Genomic DNA, 20,302 nt, shown 5'->3' with positions numbered 1-20,302 from the left:
TTCAAAAAAAAACAACTCTAATACTACTGTATCAAAGTTGTTTTTATTTATCCTGAACGGTACTTTCTTATGGAAGTTCTATTATTTGAAATGAACCGATGTATTTTTAGTTGGTCACTAATTCCCCAGCTTCATTTTGGCTACATCGCCCATATCTCCGATATTACCAACATAAGGACGAATAGAAAACTTGAACGTAGCTTTTTCGGTTTTCAGCAAATATTTATCCATTGGACCCGGACCGCAACTACCACCGCCTAAGCCGTTGTGTTGCCAATCGACTGTCAATATTGTCTGCTTTCTACGGCTTAGTTCATAAGGATGGTTTGCTTTTTCTAAATCAAACGGCGTGTAATGCAACGCACTAAAATTCATCTTGCTGTCAGCCACAACCATCATTCCCACACCTTCATGATTACTGACGGCAAACCAATTCACATCGGAACGATTACCGCAATCCTGCGTACGCAAATAGGGTTCAAACATAGCGTCAACAGTGGTTTCATAACGACCAATAGCTGCCGAACGTAATCTATCGCGATAGTTTTCGTGTGGCCCTGCTCCATAGAAAGTCACGTCTTCAAAACCTTCTGGCATTTGTAACAGGAATCCGAGTTTAGGTAATGGATAATCCAGTTTATCAGGGTCAAAATCAGTAGTAACATCGATAAAGCCGTTTCCATAAATTTTCCAGATGCTATGTTGCCCAACGGCATAACCTTTGGGCGATTTCGAATTAAGAGTTACCTCAATTACAAGGGCATCTCCTTCTTTTTTTACCGAAATATTTTTTACTGTCGGTTTCATACTGTATAAAGCCGCTTCTCGCCATTTAGGCCCATAACCACCACCAAAAAAGTAATCATTATCCACCTGCGCACGGAACACATTCAGCATAGGTCCAGCCACACGAGCATTATTTGTAGTGTCTGTATAAATTGTTCTTGTTTCCACACGAACGCCATTTATAGCTTCCGGATTGGTTTGTAAAACAGCTGTACCAAAATAATCCAAATCGGTAATTGTACCTACTTTTTTATTGAACTTTAAGTTAAATGCTTTTCCTGAAACTTGGATCCAATCCTGATATTCACTATAAGTAAGTGAAGATAAAGTTTGCGGATGAACAGGTACAACGGCAGGTACTTTAAATGGTACAGCCATTTGTTCCCAAGCCACAACGTGACCAATTGACGCCCATTTTTCATCCGTATGCAGTTTGAAAATTACTTTCAGAAAATAGTCACCACCCGCTTTTAATTGCGGTTTAGCAAACGGAATGCTTACTTCTGTAGCTTTTCCTGGCTCAAGATTAAGTGGATTCATCATTCCCGCTTCAATCACGCTACCATCACAACTCAATTCCCAAACCAGATCAAACTGTTCCAGATTGATAAATTGGTATTTATTTTTAATGTTGACTCTTCCATTCAGTATATCCTGAGGTGTAATAGCAATGTACTGATACACTTTTTTTACTTCTTCTAATTTAGGTGTAATGGCACGATCGGGTGTAGTTAATCCGTTGGCACAGAAATTCCAATCGGTAGGACGATCTCCAAAATCGCCTCCATAAGCATAAAAATATTCTCCGGGTTTTCCTGGTATTTCTTTTTGCAATCCCTGATCTACCCAATCCCAGATGCAACCACCAATAAGACGTTTGTGTTTTTCAATTACATCCCAATATTCCTGCAGGTTTCCCACGGCATTTCCCATCGCGTGTGCATATTCGCACATTAAAAAGGGTTTTGGGTCGTTTCGGCTACCAATTTCATCAATATATTCTACACTTGGGTACATATTCGATTCGATATCGGCTACTTCATAGTAACCCTGATAATGAATGGGACGTGTTTTATCTAAATTAAGAACTGCCTTACGACAGGCTTCAAAGTTAACACCTTGCCCGGCTTCATTTCCGAGTGACCAAATGATGATGGCCGGATGATTTTTGAAAGCTTCGACCATTGAAACATTCCTGCTAACGTGTGCTTTCTCCCAACGAACATCATGACCGAGTCCTTCTTTTCCAAAGCCCATACCATGTGACTCCAAATCGGCTTCACTTATCATATAAATGCCGTAGCGATCACATAATTTGTAAAAATCAGGATGATTCGGGTAATGACTGGTACGAACGGTATTGATATTAAATTGTTTGAATAGCTTTACATCCTTTTCCATCATTTCATAGGAAACAGTACGTCCGTTTACTGGGTCAAGGTCATGACGGTTGACTCCTTTGAGCAACACACTTTTGCCGTTTACCCAAAGCTGTGAATCCTTGATCTCAATTTTGCGAAAACCAAATGGCGTGGCAAGTACTTCGAGAATTTCGCCCGAAGCGTTTTTCAAAACAAATACGCTCTGATATAAATTAGGTGTTTCTGCCGACCATAAAGCGGGATGATCCACTTTAGTATTGATAGACAGTTCAGATGTTTTTTTACTAACTTCGGAAGCAGTAAGTTGTTTTACGAAAATGGGTTTTTCACCTTGGTAATGGTGACCGTCTTTCAATAAATAACCTTCTACAGAAACAGCTCCTTTGTATCCTTTATTTGCAAAAGAAAGAACTGTATTAAGTGATGCCGAAGTAAAATCAGGATTCAAATCGGATTTTACAAAAAAATCGCTGATTTGAAATTTTGGTGTCGCATACAAAGCTACATCCCTGAAAATACCAGCCAAACGCCAGAAATCCTGATCTTCCAGATAACTGCCATCACTCCATTGATAGACCTCAACTGCCAATGTATTATTCCCTTTTTGGATGTAAGGAGAGATGTCAAATTCGGCAGGAGTCATTCCTTCCTGACTATAGCCTACTTTTTTACCATTTACCCAAACATACATTGCTGATTGTACTCCAGCAAAATTTAGAAAAATCTGGCGATCCTTCCAATTATCAGGAATTACAAAATTGCGTTTATAGGATCCTACCGGATTTGGCATTTCACTATTGGTCCAACCAGCGTATCCTGATCCCATGATATAAGGTGGATTTTTAGCAAAAGGATAGGTTATGTTGGTATAAATGGGTTTGCCGTAGCCTTTCATTTGCCAGTTAGACGGTACTTCAATATTGTCCCAATAATTAGTATCAAAATCATTTTTATAAAAATCTATTGGTCGCATTTCAGGCGATTTTACCCAGTTAAATTTCCATTTTCCGTTTAATGAGAGATAATATGGTGATTCAATAGCATAACCAGTCAGTGCCTGATTAATAGTAGCATAAGGTATGTAAACTGAATGTGCTGCTTCCTTGTTAATACCTATCACCTGCTCGTTTTCCCAGTCGTGCTGTTGCGCAGATATAGAGGTAATAGATAAAAATAGTATGCAAATTAAAAATTGTTTTGTGGTCATTATGTTTTTTTGTGGGTGGTTATTTGTTGATAGTTTTTTCCTTAAAGCTGCAAGTTTTAAAGTATAAACCTTGATAATAGTGACAATAGTCTTTTTGTAGCTATTAAATAAACTGTACTACTCATATTTTTTGACTTTATACTTGCTACTTATTAGGACTACTCTAAATTACCAGATTTATAAACAAACTGGTCAAAATCGGCATAGGCTTTTGTATTTTTACTTTGGGAGGCTGCATATAATCCTATATAAGTTCCTGTAAAACCTCCATTGGTCTCAGGACTCAAAAACCAGACATTTATCTTGTTTAAAAAATTAAATTGCTTACCATCTGTTGAATAATAAAAAGAATAAAAATCTTTATCACCTACCACTTTTAAATACATTTTATCACTGGAAATTTCAATTTCTTTAGCGATGTGATTTAAATTTCCCATATGGTAATTGACTACCAGTTTTTGTCTGCCTTTTTCTGCCTGTTTTAAAAAGATGTCATAATGCGCCTGACTGGTATAGAAAATGGTCATTCCCGCTTCGTCACTTTCCGTGGCATCATTTAATGACAACATAGTGGTGGTCGAAAAATTGATATGTTCTTGTCTTCTTCCTACAAAAGTAGGCGAATCATTATCACTCAAAGAAACAGGACTGGCTTTCAATCGTAAAGAACCTTTCTTTTCCGTTAGCGAATAATTGTTCATAAATGGGTTTCGAAGATAGTTCCAATCAACACCTAACTTCGTTTCATCAAAATCAGTAATAGGATTTTGTTGTTTTGCAGGTTGCAAAGGTAAAGTAGGTACATTCATATCTATATTCACTGTACCATTACCGTTAATCACAGGCCAGGCATTGGCATCCCACCTTACCGGAGCTAAAAATGTTTCACGACCCAAGAGGTGATGCAACAAACTTTGCGGACGGAAACCTAGGAAAACTACCCACCATGAACCGTCATGTGCCTGAACAAAATCGCCATGCCCAGTGGCCTGGATCGGATTGCTTTGTGCGTTTTCATTCATGTGTGTCAGAATCGGATTAGCAGGATTCGCTTCATAAGGTCCGTAAATAGATTTACTTCGGGCAATAGTCATTTTATGTCCATACTCTGTACCACCTTCAGAAATGAGCAAATAATACCATCCATCTTTTTTATAAATATGCGGTGCTTCCGGGTAGCGTCCTCCTGTACCACCCCACACAATTTTGCTTTCGGTAAGTTTTTTCCCTGTCTTTACATCTATTTCACAAATAGTAATACCTGCCCCATTAGACATAAAATAACATTTACCATCTTCAAAATACAAAGTAGGATCGATACCTCCCTGTTGTACAAAAATAGGTTCCGACCATTCCCCGGCAGGATTATCTGTAGAAACATAAAAATTTCCGCCACCGGATACATTTGTCGTAACCATATAAAAACGCCCCTCATGATAACGGATTGTAGGTGCATAAATACCCGAAGAAGGTTTGCATTTGTCCAGTTTAAGTTGGGAAGGACGCGTCAGACAATGTCCAATTTTTGTCCAGTTAATTAAGTCTTTACTGTGAAAGACCGGAACACCTGGAAAATATTCGAAACTACTGGTTACCAAATAATAATCATCACCCACTCTACACACACTTGGATCCGGATGAAAACCGGAAATAACAGGATTTTTATATCCCTGAGCATTTGAGTTGAGGGAAAACCCCAAAATGCAAGCTAAAAGAATAATTATTTTTTTCATATTTTTATTTAAAATCATTTATAATGTCTTATTTCAAAATAAAATCAACCGTGCCCTTGATATCCGTGGCTGAAGCTCCAATCATCACTTTGAATTTTCCCAGTTCAGCAATCCAGGCGCTTTTTTTGTCATCATAATACGAAAGATCCTCTTTTGTTAAGGTAAAACGCAGCATTTTTTCCTCTCCTGGCTCTAAATAAATTTTCTCAAATCCTTTCAATTCTTTAACTGGGCGAGGTAAACTCGATTTTTCATCGTTAAGATAGAGTTGAACCACTTCCTTTCCTGCCACTTTTCCTGTGTTTTTTACTGGAATTGTCACCACTACTGAATCGGCTGTTGTAATTGATTTTGAAGAAACTGTAGGTTTTCCATATTGGAATGTGGTATAACTCAATCCATATCCAAATGGGAAAAGCACAGGAATTTTTTTAGTGTCAAACCAACGGTATCCCACCAATATATCCTCTTTGTAATTCACGTTGACACCATCACCTGGATAACAGAGTTTGTCAAAGGCATGTGCCCCAACATCTTCCAGTTTTTTAGGAAATGAGATTGGGAGTTTCCCTGAAGGGTTTACGTCTCCAGAAATAATATCTGCCAAAGCATTTCCAGCCTCTGAGCCAAGATACCATCCTTGTACAACAGCCGGTACTTTATCCAACCAAGGCATCAAAACCGCATTTCCGCTTAGTAAAACTACGGCAACATTTTTATTGACTTTTTGTATCGCTTCAATTAATTTATCTTGTCCGAATGGTAAACTAAGTGATTTACGGTCACCACTTTCACAATCCTGAAAATAATTTTTATTCAAACCACCAACAAACAGCACCACATCGGCATGACGGGCAACGGCAACAGCTGCAGTTTGCAAGGAGTCTAAATTTAATTTAGAAGGTTCTTCAGCCCCATATAACGACGGACCCGAAGCATATCCCATACTGTATACAATATGATTTTCACCGTATTTTTTCTTTAATCCCTCTAATGGTGAAATTTCATAAGCAGCTTTCAACGACGTAGAACCTCCACCCACAACCAGACTACGGGAAGCATTTTCGCCTATCACGGCAATCGTTTTGTATTTGCCTTCAGGAATGGGTAAAAACTGTTTGTTATTTTTAAGGAGTACAATACCTTCATCTGCAATTTTTCGTGCTGCGGTACTGTGTTCGGGCGATACAAAACGTCCAAACGGACGATTAGCACTCATGGTAGTGCGAAAAATCATTCGCAAAATTCGGCTCGCTTTATCATCAAGCTTCGACATTTCGTATTTCCCAGATTTAATTCCTTTCAGGAACGGATTAGCCAAGAAATAGCTGGAAAAAGGAAAATGACCTTGTGTTGTCAATCCATTGGTATAGGTTCCCATCTCAATATCAAGTCCACCATTGACCGCTTCATCGGTATTATGAACACCGCCCCAGTCACTGACCACCACGCCATCGAACTTCCAATCATTTTTCAGAATTTTATTCAACAAAATGTCGTTGTGACAGCAATGTACACCCCATATTTTGTTATAGGCTCCCATGATTGACCATGCTTTTCCTTCCTGAACGGCAGCTTTAAAGGCAGGAAGATAAATCTCGTGCAATGCCCGGTCACTTACATTTACATTAATTTCGCCACGGGAAATTTCCTGATTGTTCAATGCAAAGTGCTTTACGCAAGCAGCAACTCCATTGGACTGTACTCCCTGAATGTATGGAACCACTATGCGTGAAGCCAAAAATGGATCTTCACCCATATATTCAAAATTCCGACCATTGAGTGGTGTACGATAAATATTAACTCCCGGTCCTAGTAACATGGTTTTGTTTCGGTATCGGGCTTCTTCTCCAATAGATTTACCGTAAAGCAACGATATATCTCGATTGAATGTTGCCGCAAGACAGGTCAATGCAGGAAAAGCGGTGCAAGAGTCATTCGTCCATTGCGCCCCACTCCATTCATCCCATAATTTCTCATCGCTCACACCATGAGATCCATCGGCAGACCATACATCTGGAATACCTAGACGAGGAACTCCCTTGGAACTGAATTTTGATTGGGCATGGCAAAGTGCCACTTTTTCTTCTAATGTCATTCGGGACAAGGCATCCTTTACACGAGCTTCTATGGGTTTACTTGTATCCAGGTAAACAGGCTCTTGTGCCCATCCGTTGACAGACAATAGCGTAAATAGTACTACTAAAACGCTAATTTTTCTTATTATCATGATATTGTTTTCTTCTCTATTGTTTATCAAACTGCTGTCCTGTTAATTATTTAGTAATCACATCCACTTCGGCATAACCAGCTACATTATCGCCATGGGTGTTTTTCAAAGCGCGCAACTTAATGTAACGCCCCATTACCGGAGTAAAATTTTTGATTTGCATCAAAGGGTTGTTTTTGATGTTGGAAAATTCTCCTTCGCTTACCAATTTCCAATCTATATTATCTGCTGAAACATAGAATTGATAAGTAGTGATGATACCGGAACTCCATTTATTCTGATCAGGTGTATATTTAAAGCCAACAAAACTTTTACTGTTTCCAAGATCAATCACTAAATCAATTGGCATTTTATTATCCTTCTGATGCCATACAGTAGCTGGATCACCATCAAATATCGCAGTAGCTTTATCATCATTTATCCCAACTAACTTCCAGTCTTTTTTAGAAATATCAAATTTTTCAACACCAACCGGACTGCTCTTACGCGACGTAGGATCATAAGAAATTGCTTTTATCTCTACTTTACCGTCTGCTACAAATGGACCTGTATATTTTTTTGAATTTGAAGTAGGTTCGCTACCGTCTAAAGTATAGTAAAAAATTGGCCCTATATCATTAGTCGATAGGGTTACTTCACCAGATTGATTTCGGATAATAGAAGGCGCATACAAGAATACCGGAGCATCATAAATCTCGATATTAGAAATAACAGGATTGCATTTTGAATCGGTAACATTGAAACGCAGCTGAGTTGCATTTACAGCAGGAAAACGAAGGATTCGTTTATAACCAATGGTAGTTCCTCTTGTTATTTCTTTCCAATTTCCATCCACAAGAGCTTCCACAGTAAAGGATTTCACACGTTGACCCAAACGGATGTATTCCTGTGCCATAAAACGGTTGAATAGGGTTGGCTTACCCAAATCAATTGTTAATGATCCAGTTTTTGTATTATCATCCGTAGACCAATAGGTATTTTTCTTTCCATCTACCGCTAATTTAGCAGCAAACTTTTTTGAATTATTACGCACACTTGAAGCTGTTGTTTTTTTGTTTTCGGCAAGGTTTACAGCAAAGGATTCTTTTACAGCTTTACCAAATTCAATGGCATTCTTTTCATCAGTTGGGTGAATCAAACCGTTTGGCATAATTGGAAAATTCAGCAACATAGTTCCGTTGCGTCCAATAGAGTTGTAATAAAGATCCATCAATTGAGGAACTGTTTTTACTTTATTATCTTCGTCAGGATGATAAAACCACTCTGGACGAATGGAAGTATTCACTTCAGCCATCACCCATTTATTCCCGTTTTCAACACCAAAATGCAAATTATTCCACGGAACATCACCCGTTGCGTTCAAAAGACTCCAGTTTGTTTCGCCTACAAAACCTTCCTCGGTTCCCACCCAGCGAAGGTCTCCTCTTTCACCACCATCGTTCCAAATCACACATTTAGGCTGTAATTTATGAATCAATGCGTAAGTGGTTTTCCAATCATAATAGGTTTTAGCATCTATTTTACGAACTTCATTTGCTCCACCATAATAACCATCTCCTCCATTGGCACCGTCAAACCATACCTCGAAAATTTCACCATAATTGGTAAGAAGCTCTGTCAATTGGTTTCTGAAATAGGTAATATATTCCGGTTTTCCATAATCTGGATGATTTCTGTCCCATGGTGAAAGGTAAATACCAAATTTCAAACCGTATTCTTTACAGGCATCGGCCATTTCACGAACCATATCGCCTTGTCCGTTTTTCCATGGAGCATTTTTAACTGAATATTCTGTGTATTTAGAAGGCCAAAGACAAAAACCACAATGGTGTTTTGCTGTAAGAATAACTCCTTTCAAACCAGCTTCTTTACAAATACGTGCCCATTGGCGACAATCTGACTTTTCAGGATTAAAAAGTTTAACATCTTCACTTCCAAATCCCCATGATTGATCTGTATAAGTATTTAACGAAAAATGTATAAAAGCATACGATTCCATTTCTTGCACTCTCATTTGGTTCTCCGATGGCGTTGGCCCACAAGCCTGAGGCGACTTGGACTGTGCATATGAAGCACTAACTAAAAGGGAAGAAAGTAGCATTCCCCAGAAAAATTTATTTATCATTTTATTTAATTTATTTATGTTATTAAGAGTATTTTAATTCGTGAATAATGCGTTTATTTTTCAGCACTAATTATGATTGCAAAACCACCACCATTAGCCATATTAACGGTTAGCTTATCGGTATTTGTAACATTAACTGTTTCGTGTTTATAGTCTGTGGCATCTTTGTTTGCGTTGACTCCATCTCTAAAAATCTCGGCAGAGTAGGTTCCTTTATCGAGGAACGATAGGTCTACTATCGTCTCCCTTGATGTCCAGTTAGTCAAACCGCCTACATACCATATATCACCCTTTCTTCTGGCAATGGCTACATATTCTCCCACTTTCCCATCAAGGGCAACCGTTTCATCAAAAGTAGTTGGAATTTGAGAAATAAAAGTGGTGCTTTCCTGCTCTTTCATATAAGCTGTAGGACTATCGGCCATCATTTGCAGTGGTGCTTCATAAACAACATACATTCCCAATTGATGACATCTGGTTCCCTGACTCATTGGCATAGAGTTGCTTGGATGAAAATCGGATCTTGTTGCATTACGCATGGCTCCAGGTGTATAATCCATAGGTCCCGCCAACATTCGGATAAAGGGAATACAAGTGGCATAATATGGCGTATCATCATTTGGTGTCCACTTAACGTTCTCCAAACCTTTAACCCCTTCAAAATTGACAATATTAGGGAAGGTTTTCTGAATACCAGTAGGTTTATACATCCCGTGGTAATCAATAATAAGTTGATAGGATGCTGCTTTATTAGCAATATTATACAATGATTTTACCATTTTTTGATCATCACGATCAATGAAATCTATTTTAAAACCTTTCACGCCCATTTGTGAATATTTAGAAAAAGCATCATCCAAAACCTGATTTATGGCATACCACGAAGCCCAAAGAATAATCCCTACATTTTTTTGTTTTCCGTAGTTAACAAGTTCTTTAACATCCATGTTTGGAGCAATTTTCATCATATCGGTTTCCTCACTCCAACCTTCATCTATCACCACATACTCAATATGATTTTTCGCAGCAAAATCAATATAATATTTATAGGTTTCCGTATTGATTCCTGCCTTAAAATCGACTTTCGAAATATTCCAGTCATTCCACCAATCCCATGCTACTTTACCTGGTTTTATCCAGCTTATATCATTAATCCTAGAAGGTGCTGCAAGCTTTTGTACCATATCATTGTTCAACAAGTCTTTATCGCTTTCACTAATTACGATTGCTCTCCATGGAAATTTACGGCTACCGTTCGTTTTTGCGATATACGATTCCCTTTTTACTACCATATAGTCCATGTTGTTATAGCCTCCCAAGCGCTCTTCCTTTGGGTAATGAGCAAAAACTCCTTGCAAACCTTGTTGTGTTTGAATTTTACGTGTTAAGAACATACCCGGATAATCCTCTAGGTCAGCTTCTATAATAGCTGCTTTTTTTCCATTTCCTAAATCAATAAGAAACGGCGAAATAGCAAGTGAATCTATCACAAATTTGGAAAGAGGAGTTTCAACATAGTCGCATTCAAAAGCAAATGAATACATATCATTTTCCCTTAAATCCCTAACGTAGGGAACATAGGCCTTGTAATCCTTGTTAAAGTTAAAATTTGCTTCTTCAGATTCAATAATAGTTTCTCCCTTCTTATTGGTAAAAAAACGGTAGGCAACACCATCATTATAAGCCCTTAAAATCAAACCAAAATTACCCTTAAAGTTTACTATGACCTGATTGTACTCGTCTATTACCGTTTTCTTTTTATAAATAGAGGTATCAAAAGCGGTATTTACTTTTGAATTTTTAGTACTAATCACTTTTGCATTATTTCCTAAAACCTCACCGTTACCCAGTGTTAACGAAATAGTGGAAGGAGCGATAACTGTTGTATTTTCATGTTTTACAGACCATGAAATTTTAGCTCCGTTTTCTAACGCCATGTCAATCTTACCATCAGGAGACTTTACATGGATGACCTGAGTAAAACCAACAGCTGTTGATAAAAAAATAAATAGGATTGTATTTAAAAGTATTCTTTTCATACCATTATTATTTAACCGATTTAATGTTTATTGCTGTTTCTTCCAAAGTCGGAGAACTAACTGTTATCCTAATATTTCCTGCTACATGAGTACTCTTTACCACCATCAATGCCTTCCCTTTCCAGGCTTTACGTGTATTGTCTACATAAGAGTCTGTATCTTTGATGTTGGCATTATCCACTCCTGCTATTACTCCCGGACCATCAATTTTAAAATGCAGGCGATTGGTAGCATCCGGTTGGATTATCCCGTCCTTATCCGTTATTTCAACAGTTATGTATGACAAGTCCTGTCCGTTGGCCAGTATTTCTTTTCGGTCGGCAGTAAGTTTTATTTTTGTAACATCGCCAGCAGTTTGAAGAATGGTTGATTCCATTTCCTTTCCTTTTTCTACTCCAACAGCTCTAAGCACTCCTGCAGCATATGGAACTGAAAAAGTAGCCTTAAATTCCTGTTCTAGGGTAGTTGGCTGTTCACCAATCAGCTTATTGTCCTGATAAAGTCTTACTATCGGATATTTAGAATATACCTCAACCTGAATCTTTTTACCTTCAAAACCTGGCCAAGTCCAGCTTTCCCAAGTGGGCCACACTGACCACCATGTTGTTTTGATTTCCAATGGTTCGGGTTCGGGTTCACGAACGGCCATGTATAGTTTTTCATTGTCGTTGTACAACATGCTTCGATAGTGCGAAATGGGTTTTCTCCATCCCATCAAATCAATATCGCCGCAATAGGCCGCATGAATAGGAAACATATCGTTATCCCAATTTTCACCGGGTGTTTCGCCCGAATAAAAAGTTCTACCAATACCGGATTCACCAAGATAATCTATCGCCGTCCAAACAAAATCACCAATTACGCAATTGTTTTCCTGTACCAATTTCCAATTAACAAAAGCATCTTTTGGATAGGATTCCGTGTGAACAATCATTCTTGAAGGCACTCTTTTATGATCGTCCGGAGCACTATGCAAGTGATAATTATATCCTGCCACATCGTGTACCGCCATAAGCGGATCAAAAACTGACCAATACTTACCATTATCCACAATAGCAGATGTTGCAGGACGTGTTGTATCCATTTTCTTTATACCGTTTATGAGCATTTTAGCGGTTTCAATCGCTTGTGGTTCTCCTCTTTCTGGTATTTCATTACCAATACTCCACATAAAAACCGAAGGATGATTGCGATCGCGTAATACCATGGCGTCCAAATCGCGTTGCCACCACTCATTGAAATACTTAGCATAATCATTACTATTCTTTCCAACATTCCAACAATCAAAAGATTCGTCCATAACCAGTAAACCCAATCGGTCACAAGCATTTAAAAATGCTTCGGAAGGAGGATTGTGTGAAGTACGAACGGCATTGAATCCGGCTGCTTTGAGCAATTCAATCTTGCGCTCTTCGGCGCGGTCATAAGCAGCAGCACCCAAGCAACCATTATCGTGATGCACACAACCTCCATTTATTTTTACCGTTTTTCCATTCAATTGAAATCCGTTATCAGCAGTAAATTTTATGGTACGAATGCCAAAATTGGTTTTAGTCTCATCCAATACTTTTTTATCTTTTACAACCTGAATTTGAGCCTGATATAAATTGGGCGTTTCTGGTGTCCAAAGCAACGGGTTTGACATATTTATGGTTTGAGTGATTTCCTTTTCGCTGTTAGCTGGAATCTCAATTTGTATCTGAGCCTTTCCTGTGTTTTTAAAATTCTTGTTCCAAAGAAGCGTTTTTACAAGAACACTCTGGGCAGATGCGGTTTCGTTTTTCACTAATGTTTTTAGCTGTACAGTAGCTTTTTTTGCAGACACTACTGGAGTTGTGATTGCTGTACCCCATTGTGCCACATGCACTGGATTAGTTACCATCATCCAAACATGACGATAGATTCCTGAACCACTGTACCAACGACTATTTACCTGCTGTGAATTATCAACCTTTACTGCAATAACATTTTCTTTTCCAAAATTCAAGTAAGGTGTTAGGTCGTAACTGAAAGAAGTGTAACCATACGGATGTACACCCAGCGATTTTCCGTTGATAAACACTTCAGAATTCATGTAAATACCTTCAAAATAGATTGCTATTTTTTCAGCTTTCCACTCTGCGGGTACATCAAATGTTTTCCGATACCAGCCAATCCCTGCGGGGAAATATCCTCCTGCTCCTTTTGTTGGATTTTTAGGATTTACTTGTCCTTCAATGCTCCAATCGTGAGGCAAGTCAAGTTTGCGCCAGCTCACATCATTAAAATCATTTGCTTTAGCTTCAGCAACATCTCCTAAAAAAAATTTCCAGTCATAATCAAACAGTTGTTTTCTTTCTGTACCATTTTGCGAATAGCCGGCAAAAGAGCTTAGAAATAGGATGAATACTAAGGCAGATTGTTTTATACAATGATTCTTTTTGTGTGAATTTAAGCTACGCATCTTGTCAATTTCTATTATTTCTATTTTATAAAATTATCTCTTTATTAAAGCCATTCACATCGGGATTTTCCCAATCGTTGAGCGTTTGTGCATCGAGCCGGGTAGCAGATGAAAGAATTGTAAGTATGAATAAAAACTTTTTTATCATGATCTTTCATTTTGTAATGGTGCGCCCCTATATGGCAAATACTTTTTGTTTTGATTATTCTTCAATTTTAATACTCATTCCTGATAGTTGCATACACCCCGTAGGAAGCATCCGTTACTTTGTAAAAAGGCACAAGCGTAAATTCTTTTCCATTATTTCTCAATATAAACGACATAGAATTCCCTTGTTTGGAGACATTTTTCAAAATATCTACCTCATTTCCTTTTAATATTGTTTCTTTATGAACCTGAAATGCCAATAAAACCGGGCCATAAAACAGTGCAATGACGTTCGGATTGTCGGGCATTGGTTTTAAATGAAATTGATAATTATAGCGTATTTCTATTTTGTCCCCGTTTTTCCATTTTCTGTCAATAGTAACATACGACATGGGTACAATTTTCCCTTCTACAGGCTTTCCGTTTACTAAAACCTGAGTTTGTTCATCAGCCCATGATGGAATAAATAATTTAAGTGCAAATGGTGTGCTTTTCTTAGCTGTTATATTAAATTTCACTACTGGACTATCTGTAAAATCAGACGACTGAGATAATGTAATACCTTTAGATTTCCAATTGACCGAGGAAGGAATGTACAGGTTTACCCAGAGATTATCGTTGTTATAAAAATAAATATTGGCATTCAAGTCGGTAAATGCTTCGATAGTTGTTCCGTTGCAACAAAAAAAGTCACTTGGTTTTGCAAAATTCTTTTTATTTGGCGAACCCAATGGCAAGGAATAAACATTGCATCCGGTTTCAGCATTTTGCAGTGCAAAAACGGAATTATAAAGCGTATTCATATATACATCGGCATACTCGGGTTGGGCAGTCCAACGAAACAAAGTACTTGTAATTTTTTGTGTGTTATGCGAAACACATGATTCGGAAGTTTTGTCTGTAAGTGTCGTACTTAAACCATCAGCTTTCCCCCAATGTTCTGAAGTTTGAGCGGCAGGAGTTGTGGCAATAGGTCTCGGACCACTACTCGAACCATTCGCATAGCAATGATGATGTTCAAGCATATCCCAGAAATGAGAAACCACATCGCGGTAATAGATATCTCCAGTATTTTCATACCGTTTAGCAAAGCCAATCACCAAAGGCAAGTGGGTATTAGAATGCAAACCTGATAAAATATCTTTTCCTTCATACAAGGGTTGACTGAACCATTTGCAATCAAAAAGACAAGCCAGTTTATAATGTGCTGAATCCTTGGAAACAGCAAATAAATTGTGCAGGACGTCGTTCATTCCTCCAGCTTCGTTTGCTGGATTTGCCTGGGGCGTGTACAGTATTTTCTCAATTGTTTCGGGCGAAAGTTTATCCATTCGTTCTTTTACATAAGCAGCCATACCTAACACAATTGAATATGCTTTTTTGTTTCCGGTAGCCGTATAAACATCAAGCATTCCCTGCATGATTTTGTGATAGGTATAATATGGAGCCCAAACACCACTAAATTTAGTTTCAAGTATAGTAAAATCACTTTCAGGAAATGCGCTCAGGTATTTGCCCCCCAATTTTTGCTGACAATCTCCAAGTACGTCAACCATATATTTTACACGTTTTTGAAGCAAAGTATCACCCGTTTTTTCAATCAAAGAAGCACAAGCTGATAAATAATGACCTACAAAATGCCCACGTAAACCCACGCCAGGGGACTCCCAACCTTCTAATGGTTTCGCTTTCGATTCAATTCCGGCATTAATTCTAAAATTGTGAAGCAGCCTGTCAGGCTCAAACTGATAAATATACCGTGTGTTAACAGCCTCTCGTTGCTTTACCCACGACTCGGACAAAACAACATCTTTAGTGGAAAACGCGATTGGACGTTTATCTTTAACAAGAAACGTGTTTTCCCAATCGGAAAGCGTTTGGGCACATAGAAAGTTTATTGAGAAAAATAAGATTCCCAACAAGAGTTTGATTGTAACATTATTTAATTTGTACATACTTTCTATTAATATTTTTGTTAGGGTTTAAAAACAAAATTCAGACCTTTATGTTTTGGAATAAACCTTTAACCCTATTCTTTCCTAGCTTGTTTATTAGATTAAACCAACAAAGTCTTGGTATAATTCTATTTTTCTTTTATTTTAAATACTAATGCAATATTATTTGGGATAATTTTCGGTTTTGTAATTACCAGTGAAGCATCATATTGTTTCCAAGAAAGTTTTTCTTTACTACCAAGCATCTCTATCTTTTTAATTCTAAATCTATTTTTATTCTTTCCAAGTGATTTTATGATAATATCTTCTTTTGGAACATTCATAACTGTAGCGTATAAAACATTTCCTTTTTGATTAAAACGAATATCTTTTTCGCTAAATCCAACCTTCCCTTCATTAAAACCGGCCGCATCTAATGGATTTTCGGAACTAACCGATGGTCCTTCACCAAAAATATTCCAAGGACGGGTATCAAATATACTTTCTTTATTGACATCCATCCAGGCAGCAATACCTTCCAGAACAGCAACCTCTTTGTCATCAATTGTACCATCGCCGCGAACGGGAATATTGAGTAATAAATTCCCATTTTTACTTACTATATCAATCAAAGTTCGAATAACCGTTGCAGCCGATTTATAGCGATTTTCATCATACACCTTTCTATTATAATGCCAATCACCAATACAGGTACAGGTTTGCCATGCTTTGGCCTGTGGCTTGTCAGGCGCTCCACGTTCTACATCCCATACCATACATTCTTTTTGTTGCTCGGTAAGTATTTTACCAAACATAACAGCATTTAATTTCCCTTTATGAGTAGCCATATTATGATTGTAATAATGAGTAGCCAATTTTAAACCTGCATCACTTATAGGATATAAAGGAAGTGTTGTGTCATCAAAATACAACAAATCAGGATTGAATTTATTAATCAACTCCATTGTCCTGTTATAAAATTTATCACAGTATTGCTGTGAAGGAACAGAGGCTCCACCACCCCAATTCCACCATTCTGAAAAATCAGTTATCTTACTTACCTTATGATTTTGGGCATATAGTTCCTGCGGATCTAGACCTTCCCACCAGGTTCCCTTTCCATCTTCTTTTGTAAGCTTGCCATCGTAAGTTACACCGGCAAATTCTCCTTTTTTATCAGCACTCTGGGCTAATTCATACCAAGTCCACGGACGAGAAGCATGAACACTTAATCCAAATGGTAGTTTGTATTTTTTTGCCGCCGCTGCCCAACCTGCCACAATATCCTTTTTGGGACCTACACGCGTTGAATTCCATTCTTGGTATTTGCTATCCCACAAATCCAAATTGTCATGATGGTTTGCCATAGCAAAGAAATATTGGGCTCCTACTCGTTTGTATAACTTTACCAATTCTTCAGGATTCCAATTTTGAGCTTTCCAGTCGTTTATTACTTCTTTAAAACCCGCTTTAGAAGGATGACCATAATTTTGCACATGCCATTTGTAGTAATCAGAACCTTCTTCATACATACCACGTGCATACCAGTCGCCCTGCTCGGGCTGGCATTGTGGTCCCCAATGTGCCCAGATACCAAACTTGGCATTACGAAACCAATCAGGAACTTTGTATTGACTAAGAGATTCCCATGTTGGTTGAAACTTACCAGAAGCAATGGGTTCTTTATCAGTATTGACAACTACAATTTTCTCATCCTGTGCATTTATATTTGATGACAGTAGAAAAAGGAAGATACTTAGAAATGTACTACGCATTACTTTTTGTTTTAATATTTATTTTTTGAGTTAAATACTTTATTTACTGAATAGTTTTAATTACAACTTCTGTACTTTTCAAACCATCAGATGATGCTTTTAATTTAATGCTCCCAATTGCCTTATCAGACTGAACCAATACCATACAATAACCATTAAAAGCCATACGTTCACTGGCTTTATCGCGTTCGTGACTATTCGGATTTCCATTGGCCACACCAATTATCTTTCCGGGTCCATCAATACTAAATTTCACCAGATTATCAGCTGTTGGTACAACGCGCCCTTTGGTATCTTTTATGGCAACCTTAATTATTGCTACATCACATCCATCCGCTTTTAAAGTATTTACATCACTGTCTAAATCCAACTGAGCAGGAGCTGTAGTAGTTTCTACAATATCTTTTGTTACCAGTTTTCCAGCTTTGTAGCCTTTGGCTTCTAATTTCCCTGGTTTATATACCAAATCCCAAATTAGTTTTTTATAAGGTTCAGCCTTTTTCTTAGCTATACTTTTCCCATTAAGGAATAATTCCACTTCATCACAATTGGTATAACAATGAACCTGAATAGAATCACCTTCTTTACCCGCCCAGTTCCAGTGTGGAAAAATGTGTACAGTCGGAATATCCGTCCAAGCAGCTTTATAGGCATAATAACCGTCTTTAGGGAAACCGCAAACATCCATGAATCCGAATTGAGAGGCCACACTAGGCCATGAAAAAGGCGTTGGTTCACCACGATAATCAAATGCTGTCCATACAAACAACCCTCCCAAATAAGGATACTTCACAATATCTGCCCAATCCTCTCCCGGATAAGGTCCCCAGCCCGGTTGCCATATCGTTGAGTTTGAACAAAGGTGTTTCCACCAACTATTTTCATATTCACCACGGGTCGAAACAAAGCTTGTACCTTCGGTACAAAACATCACACGATCCGGGTGATTCTCTTTATCTTTTACATAGGCTAGTTGTTTGTCGCCATAATTATATCCTACAACATCGAGTAAATCACTGTATCCCCCCTCGTTTCGGGCATGATTCATGGCAGCGGTTACTTTTCTTGACGGATCAATTCGGTGGCTGGTTTCTACCATAGTTTCTAAAATTCTGGCCCCCATTACTGTACCTTGCATTGCTTCTTCATTTTCTAAGCTCCACATAAATATTGACGGGTGGTTTCTGTCTCTGTATAACATAGTAGATAAATCTTCCAATCCATCTTTGGAACTTGACAAATGACGGTTCTCATCCAATACCAACATTCCTATACTATCGCACATATCAAGTACTTCCGGTGTAGGCATGTGATGTGTACAACGATAGGCATTACTTCCAGTTTCTTTCAATACTTTTATTTTGTACCAGTTTACTTTGTCTGGAACTGCCACTCCTATACCGGCAAAATCCTGATGGTTACAGGTTCCTTTTACCGGGTATAATTTACCGTTAAGGAATACACCATTTTTGTTAATATCGACAGTTCTAACACCAAAAGTAGTTTCATAAGTATCCACAATTTTTCCATTTTCAATAACTTCGGTAAGTATTTTATATAGGTTTGGAGTTTCGGGTGACCAAAGCTTAGGTGTTTTAATTGCACCTGTTTGAGATACTTCTAACTGATCAAATGGAGAGATTGACATAGTAGTAGTTTCAGTATCGATAACCATCCCTTTTTTATCAACTATTTTAGAAACAAGGGTAAGGTTTTTAGCCGTTTTGTATTCGTTTTTCAATGTTGTTTTAATACTCACAGCCGCTTCTTCATCAGAAATAGTAGGCGTGGTAATATAGGTACCAAATCTTGCAACATGCAACTTATCTGTTTTAATTAGCCATACGTGTCTGTAAATACCGCAGCCTTCATACCACCAGCCTTCTGGTTGTGTAGCATCAACCTTCACCAAAATGACATTTTTGCCTTCATTGCCATAACGAAGAAAATCAGTCAAATCATAGTTTGAGGGTGTATACCCACTAAGGTGATGACCAAGAAGGTGACCATTAACCCAAACGGTACTATTTCTGAATATTCCGTCAAATTCAATGGAGATTTTCTTTCCTTTGTCTGATTCTGGAATCTCAAATTCCTTTCTATAAACTCCTTTACCTACAGGTAAATATCCGCTAGCAGATGGCTGGCTTCCCAAATCATCGTCATGAACGAAGTCTCCTTCGATACACCAGTCGTGAGGAAGGTTAACCGTTTTCCAATCGGTTGGTAACATTGATAAACTGCTTCTAAAATTTGTATAGTCAATAACGGTATCTTTCTTCTGAATAATTGGGACATTAATATCAGTTATACCGCCTTGACCAACTCTAACAACAAGCTTCATCGCTATATCACCTTTGTGAAATTGCCAACTTTCATCAAAATTTATTTTTGAACGTTTGGATACGTTTGCTTTTGGATTTATTCCAGATACTTGTCCCAACAATATTCCATGCTGAATGCATACAAGCACTAATACTTTCAATAATTTATTTGTCATA

Annotated in this window: 9 protein-coding genes; all 9 read right to left on the bottom strand. The window is 37.9% G+C overall.

Annotated elements, in window-relative coordinates; translation table 11 throughout:
* Nucleotides 1-117: 117 nt before the first annotated feature.
* The gene (lacZ, locus tag AC4FRF_RS05975; protein WP_491158578.1) at nucleotides 118-3,375 is read right to left on the bottom strand and encodes a beta-galactosidase, LacZ type; all 3,258 of its coding nucleotides are present in this window, start codon (nucleotides 3,373-3,375) and stop codon (nucleotides 118-120) included.
* A gap of 158 nt (nucleotides 3,376-3,533) precedes the next feature.
* Nucleotides 3,534-5,108 carry a glycoside hydrolase family 43 protein gene (locus AC4FRF_RS05970; RefSeq protein ID WP_491158577.1) on the bottom strand — a complete coding sequence of 525 codons (1,575 nt, stop codon included), beginning with the start codon at nucleotides 5,106-5,108 and terminating at the stop codon, nucleotides 3,534-3,536.
* A 28-nt stretch (nucleotides 5,109-5,136) separates the two neighbouring features.
* Entirely contained in the window at nucleotides 5,137-7,338 is a 2,202-nt protein-coding gene (locus AC4FRF_RS05965) for a glycoside hydrolase family 3 C-terminal domain-containing protein (protein WP_491158576.1), read from the bottom strand.
* A 46-nt stretch (nucleotides 7,339-7,384) separates the two neighbouring features.
* A complete protein-coding gene (locus AC4FRF_RS05960) occupies nucleotides 7,385-9,463 on the bottom strand; it encodes a discoidin domain-containing protein (protein WP_491158575.1) in 2,079 nt (692 codons plus the stop codon).
* 53 nt (nucleotides 9,464-9,516) lie between these two features.
* Nucleotides 9,517-11,502: a retaining alpha-galactosidase gene (locus AC4FRF_RS05955; protein ID WP_491158574.1), complete on the bottom strand. Its 1,986-nt coding sequence runs from the start codon at nucleotides 11,500-11,502 to the stop codon at nucleotides 9,517-9,519.
* Between the two features lie 7 nt (nucleotides 11,503-11,509).
* Nucleotides 11,510-13,945 (bottom strand): glycoside hydrolase family 2 TIM barrel-domain containing protein, encoded by a 2,436-nt coding sequence (locus tag AC4FRF_RS05950; protein ID WP_491158573.1) that lies wholly within the window; start codon nucleotides 13,943-13,945, stop codon nucleotides 11,510-11,512.
* Nucleotides 13,946-14,160: 215 nt separating this feature from the next.
* Nucleotides 14,161-16,047, bottom strand: a complete 1,887-nt coding sequence (locus AC4FRF_RS05945) for a beta-L-arabinofuranosidase domain-containing protein (protein WP_491158572.1) — start codon at nucleotides 16,045-16,047, stop codon at nucleotides 14,161-14,163.
* A 128-nt stretch (nucleotides 16,048-16,175) separates the two neighbouring features.
* Nucleotides 16,176-17,801, bottom strand: coding sequence for an alpha-L-fucosidase (locus AC4FRF_RS05940; RefSeq protein ID WP_491158571.1), 1,626 nt, complete (start codon nucleotides 17,799-17,801; stop codon nucleotides 16,176-16,178).
* A gap of 43 nt (nucleotides 17,802-17,844) precedes the next feature.
* A complete protein-coding gene (gene galA, locus AC4FRF_RS05935) occupies nucleotides 17,845-20,301 on the bottom strand; it encodes a beta-galactosidase GalA (RefSeq protein ID WP_491158570.1) in 2,457 nt (818 codons plus the stop codon).
* Nucleotide 20,302 lies beyond the last annotated feature (1 nt).

It is taken from the genome of Flavobacterium sp. ST-158, assembly GCF_058309975.1.
The sequence above is the reverse complement of the archived record's forward strand: the minus strand, read 5'-3'. Positions and strand labels throughout refer to the sequence as shown.